At 48.5% G+C, this 11,949-nt stretch carries 10 protein-coding genes; 9 read left to right on the top strand and 1 reads right to left on the bottom strand.

Annotated features, from left to right (window positions below):
• Window positions 1–70 precede the first annotated feature (70 nt).
• The 9 genes from B2X00_RS11260 (at window position 71) to purF (ending at window position 10,418) form a co-directional block, all read left to right on the top strand.
• Entirely contained in the window at window positions 71–1,234 is a 1,164-nt protein-coding gene (locus B2X00_RS11260) for a 4-phosphoerythronate dehydrogenase (protein ID WP_290487686.1), read from the top strand.
• 15 nt (window positions 1,235–1,249) lie between these two features.
• The gene (locus B2X00_RS11255; RefSeq protein WP_290487683.1) at window positions 1,250–2,266 is read left to right on the top strand and encodes an aspartate-semialdehyde dehydrogenase; all 1,017 of its coding nucleotides are present in this window, start codon (window positions 1,250–1,252) and stop codon (window positions 2,264–2,266) included.
• Between the two features lie 88 nt (window positions 2,267–2,354).
• A complete protein-coding gene (locus tag B2X00_RS11250; protein ID WP_290487681.1) occupies window positions 2,355–4,709 on the top strand; it encodes a FimV/HubP family polar landmark protein in 2,355 nt (784 codons plus the stop codon).
• A 21-nt stretch (window positions 4,710–4,730) separates the two neighbouring features.
• On the top strand, window positions 4,731–5,516 hold the full coding sequence (gene truA, locus B2X00_RS11245; protein ID WP_290487679.1) for a tRNA pseudouridine(38-40) synthase TruA: 786 nt from the start codon (window positions 4,731–4,733) through the stop codon (window positions 5,514–5,516).
• A 98-nt stretch (window positions 5,517–5,614) separates the two neighbouring features.
• Window positions 5,615–6,496, top strand: coding sequence for an acetyl-CoA carboxylase, carboxyltransferase subunit beta (gene accD / locus B2X00_RS11240; RefSeq protein ID WP_071463508.1), 882 nt, complete (start codon window positions 5,615–5,617; stop codon window positions 6,494–6,496).
• Window positions 6,497–6,507: 11 nt separating this feature from the next.
• Complete coding sequence (folC, locus tag B2X00_RS11235) at window positions 6,508–7,773, top strand: bifunctional tetrahydrofolate synthase/dihydrofolate synthase (RefSeq protein WP_290487678.1); 1,266 nt, start codon at window positions 6,508–6,510, stop codon at window positions 7,771–7,773.
• 9 nt (window positions 7,774–7,782) lie between these two features.
• Window positions 7,783–8,316 carry an SPOR domain-containing protein gene (locus B2X00_RS11230; RefSeq protein WP_290487676.1) on the top strand — a complete coding sequence of 178 codons (534 nt, stop codon included), beginning with the start codon at window positions 7,783–7,785 and terminating at the stop codon, window positions 8,314–8,316.
• Between the two features lie 74 nt (window positions 8,317–8,390).
• Complete coding sequence (locus B2X00_RS11225) at window positions 8,391–8,885, top strand: CvpA family protein (protein ID WP_290487674.1); 495 nt, start codon at window positions 8,391–8,393, stop codon at window positions 8,883–8,885.
• Window positions 8,886–8,900: 15 nt separating this feature from the next.
• Window positions 8,901–10,418 carry an amidophosphoribosyltransferase gene (gene purF, locus B2X00_RS11220; RefSeq protein ID WP_071463512.1) on the top strand — a complete coding sequence of 506 codons (1,518 nt, stop codon included), beginning with the start codon at window positions 8,901–8,903 and terminating at the stop codon, window positions 10,416–10,418.
• A 60-nt stretch (window positions 10,419–10,478) separates the two neighbouring features.
• On the opposite strand, the gene astB is transcribed toward purF, so the two are convergent.
• Entirely contained in the window at window positions 10,479–11,819 is a 1,341-nt protein-coding gene (astB, locus tag B2X00_RS11215; RefSeq protein WP_290487687.1) for an N-succinylarginine dihydrolase, read from the bottom strand.
• Between the last annotated feature and the right edge of the window lie 130 nt (window positions 11,820–11,949).

Below are 11,949 nucleotides of genomic sequence, written 5' to 3'. Positions count from 1 at the left end.
GTCAAATAGCTTTGGCTTTGGTGGTACCAATGCATCATTGGTACTGCGCGAATACCAAGACTAATCGATTTTGAATCGGTCCCAGCGTATCCATATCGTTGCCGATCACAATATTCCTGCGTTGCCTGAACTATTGGGCAACGTAGGACATCTCTCTTGTTATACAGATAGAATCCCACCGCCTGAATTACTGAAAACTGCGGATGCACTCTTGGTTAGGTCGATTACTCAGGTCGATGAAACCATACTGCAGCATGCCCCACAGCTGAAGTTTGTAGCCACCGCAACCATTGGTAAAGAGCACTTGGATACGCAAGCGCTTGCGGCGCGTAATATTCACTGGACTAATGCACCAGGCTGCAATGCTGACTCTGTTGGTGAGTATGTACTGGCCGCTGTATTACAGGTATTGCGTCAACAACAGCGGTTGCACGAAGTGCTTGATTTAGACGTGGCAATTGTTGGCGCTGGTCATACAGGCAGTGCCGCGGGTCAGCGCTTAGCTGCCTTGGGCATGAATGTGCATTACTACGATCCGCCCCTAGTGGCACAGGGCGACAGTCGAGCGCATGCGCACTGGCAGCGTGTACTGACGTCTGACATTATTAGTTTAAATGTTCCGTTGACACGCGATGGCTCGTACCCGACACATCATTTGATTGATATTGAGGCGCTTCAATCGTTGCACCCTGGGCAGTTACTGATTAATGCGTGCCGTGGTGCTGTGGTGGACAATCAGGCTGTCATTGATCGTTGTGAGCAAGGCGAATGCCCGACGTTGGTGTTTGATGTGTTTGAGGGTGAGCCTTCGGTTAACGCGGCTATCTTACCCCACCTGGCTATTGCTACGCCTCATATTGCTGGGCACAGCTTAGAGGGTAAAGTCGGTGGAGCCTATCAAGTCACAGCGGCATTGTGTCGGTACTTTGATATCGCTTTTTCAATGCAATTGAGTGATGTGTTACCGCCACTTGATTGGCGCACCTTGGGGGCTGTTAGTATTCAACGCTTACCCGATTTAGCGGATTTGATTTTGTCACTGTATTCGATTGACGAAGACGACCGTATCATGCGTACTGATGGCTTAACGGCGTCAGGTTTTGATCATCTGCGAAAGAACTACCGTAAAGATAATCCTCGTCGACAACTCAACAATCAGCCTATTGCGTGTCATAATGCCGCACAGGTTATACGATTTAGACAGCTTGGCTTTAATGCATACCAAGTTTGTTAAGCTTTAGGAGTTAATATGGCAGAAGGTTTTCGCGTCGCAGTGCTAGGTGCGACAGGGCTCGTTGGTCAACAAATGATTGAAATTTTACAGCAACGTGACTTTCCCGTCGCGCAGCTGTATCCATTGGCAAGTTCTCGTTCAGTCGGCGCAACGGTCAGCTTTAAGGGTGAAGAAATTGAAGTCATCGATGCCGAGACCTTTGATTGGAGTGAGGCAGACATTGGTTTCTTTTCAGCAGGCGGCGCCATTTCAAAAATATTCGCGCCCAAAGCGGCAGAAGCGGGCTGTGTGGTAATAGACAATACGTCTGAGTTCCGCTACGAACCCGATATTCCATTAGTGGTGCCAGAAGTTAATGGCTGGGCATTGGCTGACTTCAGAAATCGCAATATTATTGCCAACCCGAACTGCTCCACCATCCAGATGATGGTGGCCCTAAAACCTTTACACGAAGCGGTCGGTATTGAGCGCATCAATGTGGCGACCTATCAATCGGTTTCAGGTGCGGGTAAAGAGGCGATGGAAGAATTAGCCAAACAAACCGCTGAACTGTTAAATGCAAAAGAACCGACTATTAGTCAGTTTAGTCGTCAGATCGCATTTAATTGCATCCCGCAGATTGACGTGTTCCAAGATAATGATTACACCAAAGAAGAAATGAAAATGGTGTGGGAAACGCAAAAAATTCTTAATGATCAAAGTATCCGTGTCAATCCGACAGCGGTTCGCGTGCCTGTTTTCTTCGGCCATGCTGAAGCAATTCATATTGAGACGCGACAGCCGATCACTGCTGAATATGCAAAGGAATTACTGCGAGATGCGCCGGGCGTTACCTTGTGCGAAGATCGTCAAGAATTTCCGACTCAAGTCAGTGACGCAGCCGGTAAAGATGACGTATTTGTTGGTCGTATTCGCGAAGACATTAGCCATCCCCAAGGACTCAACTTATGGGTGGTTTCAGACAATATTCGTAAGGGTGCAGCGACTAACTCGATTCAGATTGCTGAACTACTAATCAAAGAGTACTGGTAAGTACTAGTAATAGTCCTGTGGATTAGCGTAAAGTTTTAACGTTAATCGCCGTTAAATAGACTAGTGAACCGTGGGCAAGAGAACGAACATGAGTGATTCCCAAACAAATGATAATAAAGGGATTATGCAATTGATTAGGCATTTAAAACGAGGCTTCTTTGTGTCGAGTACACTGGTTGCCTTGTCATTTGTTCCGTTGTCTGCCCACGCATTAGTGCAAGATGGCACTATTATTAAGGGACCCAAAGGTGTCGAGTCCACAGATGTGCGCATGGGGCAAGAACGTTATGGGCCCATTCAGTCCAGTGACACATTGTGGTCAATAGCCTCTGAATACCGTCCTCATTCGAGTGTGACGGTTTATCAAACCATGGCAGCGATCGTGCAAGCGAATCCACGCGCGTTTGTCGACGGCAACATGAACCGTATGCTTGATGGCTTCTACTTGCGCATACCCAGCTTGCAAGAAATTAAAATGGTCAATCCTGAGGCGGCTCGCCGACAGGTCATGGCCGACGAATCATTGCAAGACAAACAGCAGCGCTTATCAGAGATTGAACAACAAGCACAACAGACAAGGGTTGAGCAACAACAGCTTTTAGAACAAGCGCGAGAGAAAGCTGAACAAGCGATTCAACAAGTCGAATCGCGTCAACAGAGTAATTTTGCCGACCTGCAGGCGCGGGTTGATGATTCGATGAAAGCTGTCGAGCAAGTGTATGCTGAAAATGAGTCTATCCAGCAACGCCTGGATGAACTTGCCGAACGTATTTCTACCTTATCTGAACAACTGAAACAGACGGACGGCTTAGAAGCCCAATTTGATCAGTTACTCGAGCAGCAACAAGCGTTGTTGAGTCAACAACAACAGCAACAGAGTTCGGGTATGCTGGAGTGGCTTCAGAGTCCTCTCAATATTGCCTTGCTCTCTATTGTTCCAGCGTTATTAATCTTTGCACTAATTTATCTGTTCTTATTCCGTCGTAAGAAGAACGATACTGATGCATCAGATGCCGAAGAAAAGCAACAAGAACTCACTGAAGAACAGGCCGCCGAGCAACTTGATCGTGAGCTCATGGGGGGCTCGGCCACGAGCGTCGAGGATAACGACGGACTGTTCGACCTTGATGACAGTAATGAGCTTGAGGACGATGATGAAGAGGGCGATGACCTCAGTGATTTGGAAGCTGAGTTATCGAACCAAAACACCGACCAAGAAGACGACTTTAGTATTCAGCTCGACACCGATGATGAAGACACCTCGGCATCGGAAGCAACCGATGAGAACGACGTTGATGAGTTGGACCAACAGGTTTTACCGGACGAAGACCCCGAACAACATGCTGAACCGACGCCTGAGCCGGAGTCTGAACCAGAACACACCCCAGAAAGCGAGTCCGAAGAAGAGAGTTCAGAGTTGTCGCAAGATGAACTCGATAAGTTATTTGGTGAGGCGGATAGTGATGAAGCGCCTGCACTTGACCTTGACTTAGAAGATGAAGCTGATGAACAGCCAGAGTCGGAACCAGAACCTGAGCAACCGACAGAAGTCGAGTCACCGAACGAGCCCGAAGCAACGCAAGACTCGGAACAAACTTCTACGCCGAGCGAGAAAGCTGAGGCGGACGCTGATAGCGAGCAGGATTCATCAGAAGTGGAGCCGGATGAGCAGGGCACGGCCGACGATGAAGCGGATGAGTTGGTGAGTGATGATATCTTTGATGAACAGGCAGCTGCTGCAGCCTCAGAAGTCGAAGAAGATGACGCGTCTGATCAAGATTCTGATGAAGAAACGGAGTTCGATGACGGCGAGCATGATAACCCGCTTGATGATGCCTTGGCACAATTGGGTATAGAACCCGATGAACAAGACGACGAGGAGGATATTGACGATGTGTCGGAAGAGGACATGGATCGCCTGCTGTCTGAATCGGAAGAGTTGGAAGAATCGCTCGGTGAGTTGACCGAGGATGATGACTCAGATGCCGATGAGATAGACGAAGAGGAACTCGAACGCTCGGAACAAGCAGCGGACGAAGCGCTTGATTCGTTGTTTGGCGATAGCGATCTAGTAAATTCGGACTCGGATTCTGCGTCTGATGCAGCGGCTGAATCCGAACCTGATTCCGAACAGGCCTCTTCAGATAGCGAATATGTTGATATCGATGACTTGATGGAAGAGGCGGATGGCGAGGAAGAAACCGATAATTACACGTCGGAAAATGTCGGTCGTGTATTAGCTGACGAAGATAGCGCGGAAGTGTCTCATAATGAGATCGACGAGGCAGATGAAGAGCGTTTGGGGCAGCTCGATTTAGCGCGCGCTTATATTGATATGGATGAGAAAGAGGACGCTGAACAAATACTTGCGGGTTTATCAGAGGGCGATGATGACGTTGCCGATGAAGCACGTACGTTATTGAAGCGTCTGCAATCGGAATAATTAGGTTCGTAAGGGAGTTGTATGCGAATTGCACTGGGACTGGAGTACGACGGGCGCGCGTATTATGGATGGCAACGTCAGCGAGAAGTCGATTCAGTTCAGCAGCGTCTTGAGGCGGCGCTCAGTAAAGTGGCCGATGAACCCGTGGAAACCGTTTGCGCAGGACGCACTGATGCAGGGGTTCATGCGACTAACCAGGTCGTGCATTTTGATGTGTCGACGTCGCGCCGGGCGGCTGCTTGGACGCTTGGCGTCAATAGTCACCTGCCGCCTGATATTGCTGTGCGATGGGCACAGCCCGTCGACGACAGTTTTAGCGCACGATTCAGTGCGACGGCGCGTCGTTATCGTTATATCATCGCCAACAATTCGTTACGACCTGGTATCCATAGTCATGGCGTGAGTCACTATCATCACCCGTTGGACGTGGTCGCGATGCAAGCTGCGACGCCAGCATTATTGGGTGAGCATGACTTTAGTGCTTTTCGTGCCGCGCAGTGTCAGTCACATTCGGCTCATCGCGAAGTGACTCACCTCAATGTCCATCGCCGTGGTGATTTCATTATCGTCGATATTAAAGCCAATGCCTTCTTGCATCATATGGTGCGTAATATCGTGGGTAGCCTCATTGTTATAGGTCGTCATCAACAAGATCCCACTTGGCTCGGTGAACTACTAGCTGGAAAAGACCGCACCCAAGCAGCGGCGACTGCCAAGCCAGGCGGTTTGTACTTGGTCGAAGTGGATTACCCAGACGAATGGCAGCTACCCAACGCTGAACCCGGTCCGCTTTGGTTTACAGAGTGATAAAAAACAGCGACTGTTACGACCTCTTTGCTTGACCCATTTGTGCTACCATGTAATCTATTCAAAATTTTTTATTAAAGCTGATTAAGCGGACCATTATGAGCTGGATTGAACGTATTCTTGCTAAACCTAAAGTCAACAAACGTCGCAACGTTCCCGAAGGTGTGTGGAGCAAGTGTGCTGCGTGCGATGCTATTTTGTATCGTAACGACTTAGACCGTAGTTTAAATGTGTGCCCTAAGTGTGGTCATCACATGCGCTTGACGGGCCGCGAACGGTTACGCATCTTTTTAGATGAGGCAGGCGTCTCAGAAATAGCGGCGGATCTTGAACCTAAAGATATCCTAAAGTTTAAAGACTCGAAAAAGTACAAAGACCGCATTGCAGCTGCACAGAAAAGTAGTGGCGAAAAAGATGCATTAATTGCACAACGCGGAACGGTATTAGGCGTTCCCGTGGTCGCTGTAGCGTTTGACTTTAACTTTATGGGTGGCTCGATGGCCTCCGTAGTAGGCGCTAAGTTTGTGCAAGCCGCTGAGCTCTGCTTAGAACATAACCTACCGTTGGTGTGCTTCTCGGCTTCCGGTGGAGCGCGCATGCAAGAGGCGCTAATGTCACTGATGCAAATGGCAAAAACCTCTGCTGCGTTGGCTAAAATGAGTGAGGCAGGTCTGCCGTATATTTCTATTCTGACAGACCCAACCATGGGGGGGGTGAGTGCTAGTTTGGCAATGCTCGGAGATATCCATATTGCTGAGCCCAAAGCATTGATTGGTTTCGCTGGTCCTCGCGTTATCGAACAGACGGTACGCCAAACCTTACCTGAGGGTTTTCAGCGTGCTGAATTCCTATTAGAGCATGGTGCCATTGATATGATTGTTGATCGTCGAGAGATGCGGTCAACGGTGGCACGTCTGTTAGCTAAGTTCCAAAACCTAGAAAGCCCGGCACAAAGCGAAATGGAAGCAGCTGATTTGTGATGAGCGAGCACATGATAGCCCCGACAGCGAATAGTTCGCTGTCGGACTGGCTGACCTACCTTGAAAAAATACATCCAACAGAAATTGACCTTGGCCTAGAGCGCTCTCATCAAGTGCGCGATCGTGCCGAACTTAAACAGCCGGCTCGGTTTACCATGACTGTCGCGGGTACTAACGGCAAAGGCAGTACCGTAGCCATGCTATCCTCAGTGCTGCAACAGGCCGGCTATAAAGTGGGTGTTTACACGTCACCTCATTTGGTGGACTACCGAGAGCGCGTACAAATCAATAACGCCATGTTACCCGAAGCGGATCATGCCGCAGCTTTTGCTGCTATCAACGACGCTCGCCAAGGAACCTCGTTGACTTATTTCGAAATGGGTACATTAGCGGCGCTTTGGTTGATGCAACGCGCTGAACTTGATGTCGCCATTCTCGAGGTAGGGCTAGGAGGTCGGCTCGATGCCGTGAATGTCGTGGATGCTGATGTAGCCGTTATCACCAGTATCGGCATTGATCATGTTCAATTTCTTGGTGATAACCGCGAAAAAATAGGCTTTGAAAAGGCCGGGATTGCGCGCCGCGATACACCATTGATCTGCGGTGACAACTATCCACCAAAGAGCATTGCGGCGCACGCCTCATCGATCAGTGCAGATCTGAAACAGGTCGGGCGTGACTTTTCAAGCAAACGATATGATGACCACTGGCACTATTACGGCTTGAACGTCAATTTATTTGATTTACCGTTGCCGCAGTTGCCCCTGATCAATGCAGTAACGACTCTGGCGGCATTAGAATGCTTACCTCTTGCAGTCAGTGAAGATGCGATTAAAGTTGGTCTAGCTAAGGCTTCCCTAATGGGGCGTATGCAGCGGCTGCTATATCGGCAAGTTGATGTATTGCTGGACGTGGCTCACAATGGTCATGCGGCACATTATGTGGCTCAGCAATTAGCGCGCACGCCCCATCCCGAGATCATAGCTGTCGTGGGAATGCTAAAAGATAAAGATGCCAACAGCGTGTTTGAAGCATTAACTCCTCATATTACTGAGTGGGCGTTAGGCACCTTGCATGAACCGCGTGGCAATAAGGCAGAACAGTTGGCCGCTTGCGAGGCGCTCAATAGTGCTGCTGTAAATTGCTTCGATGACATTGAAGCAGCCTTTGATTTTGCCATTGAGCGGGCACAACAAAAAAACGCACTGGTTTTCGCGTTTGGCTCGTTTTACACTGTAGGGCATATCTTCGCAAAAATTAATTCGTCTAACGGATAGGAGTTCAACTTGGCAAGTCGGTTGCAAAACAGAATTGTGGGCTCCCTTATTTTGGTCGCGCTCGCGGTTATCATTTTACCAGATGTTCTAGATGGTAAAAAAACGGAGGCGGTTGAAGACTTCGAAACGATCCCCTTGAAACCCGAACAGAGCGATTCGTTGCAGGCACCGACCCAGTTTGAGCCTCAGCCTGTTGCTGCGAGTGAGCAGCAGAATGATGAAGTGACAGCGGATGATGCGCCAATCGTTGATGCACAAAAGCAAGTGAAAGCGCCGCAACGCGAAATGAAGTCAGTAACATTGAGCGGCGATGCGTATGTTATTCAGCTCGGTGCATTTAGTAATCGCGACAGTGTGTTGGCATTACAAAAGCAGTTACAAGATAAAGGTTTTGCAGTATTTATCGAGCCTGGTGGAAGCCAAGGGCAATTGACTAAGCTGATGGTAGGTCCGGACGCATCGAAGCAAGCCTTGGAACAGCAATTGAGTGCGCTGAAAGAATTAACCGGTCTGCAAGGCAAGGTATTAAGTTATAAACCGTAAAGAAATAAAAAAAGCCGCATTTTTAATTCGATTCTGTTAAAATCTGCTCACTTTTTCAGTGCGACTGAGTGCTTATGCTCTGGATAGATTACGCAATCATCATCATTATCACCATTTCAACCTTGGTGAGTTTGATTCGAGGCTTCGTTAAGGAAGCCGTATCTTTAGTGATATGGATAGCAGCTTTTGTTATCTCGAGTCAGTTCTACAAAGATTTAGCCGTATATTTTACTGAAATCCAAGATCCGCTTGTCCGAAATGCGGCCGCAATTGCCGCCTTATTTATTGCTACGCTGATAATCGGCGCCATCCTTAACTACATCCTGTCTAAACTCGTTCAACACACGGGACTGTCTGGTACAGACCGAGTGCTTGGTTTAGTGTTTGGCGCGCTTCGAGGCGTATTAATTGTGAGTGCATTATTATTTTTCATGGACTCATTTACCACCCTCTCGAACAGTGAGTGGTGGCGGGAATCGGTATTGATACCGCATTTTGGCGTGTTTATTCAGTGGTTTTTTGAATATCTAGAAAGCAGTTCAAGTTTTTTAGTCCCGCAATCAGTCTAAGAGGGTCGTAAAGTTATGTGTGGTATCGTTGGTATCGTCGGCAAACAGCCGGTCAATCAAGCGCTGTATGACGGCTTAACCATGCTCCAACACCGCGGACAGGATGCTGCCGGCATCATGACGGTGGATGAGTACAATACATTGCGCTTACGCAAGGCCAATGGTTTGGTGCGTGATGTATTTCATACACGTCATATGCATCGTCTCGCTGGCAATGTCGGCATTGGTCACGTGCGTTATCCGACAGCGGGCAGCTCAAGTTCTGCTGAGGCACAACCGTTCTATGTTAATTCGCCCTTCGGCATTGCCATGGCGCACAATGGTAACTTAACGAATGCGTCGGATGTGCACGCTCACTTATTTAAGACCGCGCGTCGCCATATTAATACGACGTCGGATTCAGAAATATTGTTGAACGTATTTGCCAATGAGCTCGACAAAAATGAGAGTCTTGAACTCAGTGCAGATGACGTATTTAGAACGATCACCGCAGTGCATCGTAAAGTGCGTGGTGCTTATGCTGTTGTATCGATGATCTTAGGTCATGGCTTGGTTGCTTTTCGCGACCCGTGGGGCATTCGTCCACTTGCGCTTGGTAAGCGTGAGACGGCAGAAGGTGACGAATATATTGTTGCGTCAGAGAGTGTGGCGATCGATGGTACAGGCTTTAAATATGTGCGTGATGTAGAGCCGGGTGAAGCGATTTATATCACCAACGATGGCCAACTATTTTCGCGTCAGTGTGCGGATAAGCCAAAGCATTGTCCTTGTATTTTTGAGTATGTCTATTTTGCCCGTCCTGACTCGTTTATTGATGGTATCTCGGTGTATGCGTCGCGCGTGAACATGGGGCGTAAGCTGGGTGAGAAACTTAAGCGCGATTATGCTGACTTAGACATTGACGTGGTGATTCCTATTCCTGAAACCAGCTGTGATATCGCGTTAGAGATTGCTAGTGTCCTCGACCTACCGTACCGCCAAGGCTTCGTTAAAAATCGCTATATTGGCCGTACCTTTATCATGCCGGGTCAAACACAACGCCGTAAGTCGGTGCGTCGTAAACTCAATGCGATCAGCGCTGAGTTTAAGGGCAAAAACGTGTTATTGGTGGATGACTCCATCGTTCGTGGCACCACCTCGGAGCAAATCATCGAGATGGCTCGTGAAGCGGGTGCTAAGCGCGTCTATTTTGCCTCAGCGGCGCCTGAAATTCGGTTCCCTAATGTTTACGGTATCGATATGCCCAGTGCTAATGAATTGATTGGTCATGGCCGTGAAAGTAACGAAATTTGTGAGATGATCGGCGCTGATGGGCTTATTTATCAGGACTTAGACGATCTTGTAGCCGCCGTCGGAGAAGAGAACACCAATGTTCAACGCTTTGAAACGTCAGTATTCAGTGGTGAGTACATTACGGGCGATATTAACCAAGACTACTTGGATGAGCTTGATGCGGCTCGTAATGACATGGCGAAAGCACAGCGTGATGGCGGCGGGGATGCAAACCTCGAGCTGCATAACGACAATGACTAACCCGTTAGGTTACGAAAAAGGGGCGCTTAGAGCGCCCCTTTTTTATATCGTATTCTCGCCTTAGTCTTGTTGGAACGGGTATACCGAACCGAGTTTTAAGATCTGCGTTAACTCATCAAGCGCAGAGCGCGATTCTTCAAGTAGCGCAGGGTCACGTAAATCGTCAACGGCGAGCTCGTCGCGATAGTGTTTATCAACCCACTGAGTTAAGCGTTTATATAAGTCATCGCTCATTAAACAGTTCGGGTTAGCGGCTTTAAGCTCTTCGTCGTTGAGCGCTACGCGTAAACGCAAACATGCGGGTCCACCGCCGTTACGCATACTTTGTTTGACGTCAAAGAACTCGACGCGTTTGATAGGATTATCGCGTTGCACCAGTGACTCAAGGTACGCTTTTACACGCGGGTTTTCTTGACACTCTGTTGGTGCGATGAGGGTCATGATGCCATCCGGCGGTGTAATCAACTGGGTGTTAAATAAATAAGTTGATACGGCGTCCTGTACGCTCACCTCATCGGTTTTAACTTCGATGAAGTGTACTGGGGTATCGCCAAACTTTTGTTGGATTTCAGCGAATTTCTGCTCGGTATTACGGAATGCCTGCTCGTGATAGAACAATACGTTTTGGTTACCCACGGCTATCACGTCATTATGAAACACACCCTGATCAATAACATCGGGGTTTTGCTGAAGATAAACGGTGTTATCTTCGGTCAGACCATGTAATCGCGCAATGGCTTGAGAAGCTTCCAACGTTTGACGCGCGGGAAACTTACGCGGTGCAGGTTGGGTACTATCAAATGCACAACGGCCGTAAGTAAAGATCTCAACACCGGCATGACCGTATTGTTCACATAGACGCGTATGGTTTGCTGCGCCTTCATCGCCAAAGTGCTCGTTATCGGGCAGGTGAGTGTGATGCTCGAAATAGCGTTCATGCGCAAACATGGCTTTAAGAATATTGCCACTGGTTACTGGCTCGAGTGAGCGGTGAAACTTATTCGTTAAGTTAGCCGGTGTAAAATGCACTTTGCCATTTGCTGTATCGGCACTGGGTGATACAGTCGCTGCGTTGGCGGTCCACATGCTTGATGCTGAGCACACCGCTTGGAAAATAGCCGGTGCTTCGGTTGCCGCTTTATATAATACTTCGCCATCGGTGCCGGTGAAGCCGAGGCGTCGCAACGCATAAATATCTGGACGCTCTTGTGGCGCCAAAACACCTTGCTTCATGCCCATGTCGTGCAGCGCTTTCATCTTCATTAACCCTTGTAGGGCGGCGCTTTTAGGGCTAGAGGTAGCTTTTGCGTTGGCTAACGAGGCAACGTTGCCGAATGACAAACCAGCGTAATTGTGAGTCGGACCGACAAGGCCGTCATAATTCACTTCAAAGTGTTGCATAGTCACGTATTCGCGCTCCTTTCGGGGGCTACTGTTTAGCCTAATATGATCGATTTAATCCCATTATACGTTGTTAATAACGGCTTGTAAGCCTTTATTTTCGTGGGCTTACCGAAAATTATGAGAGTCT

This window comes from Idiomarina sp. UBA3162 (genome assembly GCF_002364475.1).
Lineage (GTDB): Bacteria > Pseudomonadota > Gammaproteobacteria > Enterobacterales > Alteromonadaceae > Idiomarina.
This window is presented reverse-complemented; position numbering and strand designations above follow the sequence as displayed.